The organism is Dapis hubbardiae BLCC-M172, from assembly GCF_050016015.1.
Lineage (GTDB): Bacteria > Cyanobacteriota > Cyanobacteriia > Cyanobacteriales > Microcoleaceae > Trichodesmium.
Window position 1 is genome coordinate 2,896 of record NZ_JBNHEQ010000241.1, and the last position, 1,907, is coordinate 4,802.

The 1,907-nt window shown below is 34.0% G+C and carries 1 protein-coding gene; it reads left to right on the plus strand.

Going from position 1 to position 1,907, the window contains the following annotated elements:
- Positions 1 to 659: 659 nt before the first annotated feature.
- Positions 660 to 1,811, plus strand: coding sequence for a nucleotidyltransferase domain-containing protein (locus tag ACP6PK_RS22180; RefSeq protein ID WP_426562728.1), 1,152 nt, complete (start codon positions 660 to 662; stop codon positions 1,809 to 1,811).
- The last annotated feature ends 96 nt before the right edge of the window (positions 1,812 to 1,907 follow it).

Genomic DNA, 1,907 nt, shown 5'->3' on the forward strand with positions numbered 1-1,907 from the left:
ATTACTGTTGCGCAATAGTACAGCATCAAACATACTGTCAAAAATCAACTGAGAGCCACTGATGCTCTGAGCCAGTCAATCTATCAATCAACAGATTAATCACTTTTCAAAAATTGGAAATATTTTCATTACTGTTGCGCAATAGTACAGCATCAAACATACTGTCAAAAATCAACTGAGAGCCACTGATGCTCTGAGCCAGTCAATCTATCAATCAACAGATTAATCACTTTTCAAAAACTGGAAATATTTTCATTACTATTGCGCAATAGTACAACATCAAACATACTGTCAAAAATCAACTGAGAGCCACTGATGCTCTGAGCCAGTCAATCTATCAATCAACAGATTAATCACTTTTCAAAAACTGGAAATATTTTCATTACTATTGCGCAATAGTAAAGCATCACATTACGACAACTCGTCATTAAAATCTTTCTGCATGACAAAAACCTCTTATTTATGTTACAATAACACTACCTAAATAATACATAAGAATTTTGCGAAACAATATCCCTCTGAGAAAAGGGCGTAAAAAGCTTCAGCGATATTCTTACTTCGATGTTGTTACATAGTAATGGTATAGGAAGTATAGAAAATGTGGGAAGTAGGGTCAGTAGATGAAGTGAGATAAAAAAATATATATTATCACCATTATTATGCAGGATTACCCTTACTTCTTACTTTTAACTTTTGACTTGATGAGGATGGATAGAAAAACAGTAGAATCAGGATTAATATTACTTGCTCTGACAGGTTCTCAAGCTTACGGGACTTCCACACCCACATCTGACAGTGACTATAAAGGAGTTTTTATTGCTCCCAAAGATTATTATTTAGGTTTTAAATCTGTAGAACAAAAAGACCGAGATTGGGATGAACCAGGAACAGGTTTATTTCCAGTATTAGATAATGTCAAAGATTGTGTAATTTATGAGTTAAGAAAATTTCTCACTCTTGTCTATAACAACAATCCTAATATATTAGAAACACTCTGGTTAGATGTAGATTTTTACTTACATTTATCGGCAGTGGGAAAAAAGCTAATTTCTTATCGTCAGGCATTTATTTCTCAGAAAATCAGAGCTTCTTTTGCAGGTTATGCTTACTCTCAAATTAAACGAGTTGAAACTCATAGAAAATGGTTATTAAATCCTCCAGAAAAAAAGCCATTACCTCAAGATTTTGGTTTGAATGAAAATAGCTATCGACCTTTAACAAAATCTGAAGTTAATGCTTTTATGGAATTTCTATATATGTTGGTTAGAGACTGCATAGAATTTTTAGAGCCTGCTCAACAATTAAGAGACTTGCTGTTAGAAAAAATTGATTATAAAGGCATTCTCAAACAACATCCAATTTCTGAAGAGTTATTACCGAAACTTCAAGAATATACAAGGGCAAAAAATGATTTTATTCATCTGTTGCACTTAACTCAAGCTTATCGGCAAGCTCTAAGTCAATGGGAAGCTTATTGTAGTTGGAATAAAGGTAGGAATTTGCAACGGAAGGAGTTAGAAAAAAAGTGTGGATATGATGCCAAACATATGAGTCATTGTATTCGGTTGTTAAGAATGGGAATTGAAATTTTGCGGGATGGAGTTTTGTATGTGAATCGAAAAAAAGCTGGTGATGCTGAATATTTGTTATCTATTAGAAATGGGGATGTTTTTTATGAAGAAGTGAAAAATTTAGCTGATGATTTATTTGCGGAAATTAAGGAGGTTAAAACAGAATTGCCAGAACAAATTGATAAGGAATTTTTGAATCATGTTTGTGTGGAATTAGTGGAAATGGCAGGTGTTTGTTAATTAGGGTTTGCTGAAAAAGTATGAGTGGTAAGGGTAGGAGCCAGGAGTCAGGAGTCAGGAGTCAGGAGTCAGGAGTCAGGAGTCAGGAGTCAGGAG

What these genes read in the sequence shown, in the direction of transcription:
- ACP6PK_RS22180 (WP_426562728.1), top strand. Translation starts at nt 660, where the DNA reads ATGCAGGATTACCCTTACTTCTTACTTTTAACTTTTGACTTGATGAGG.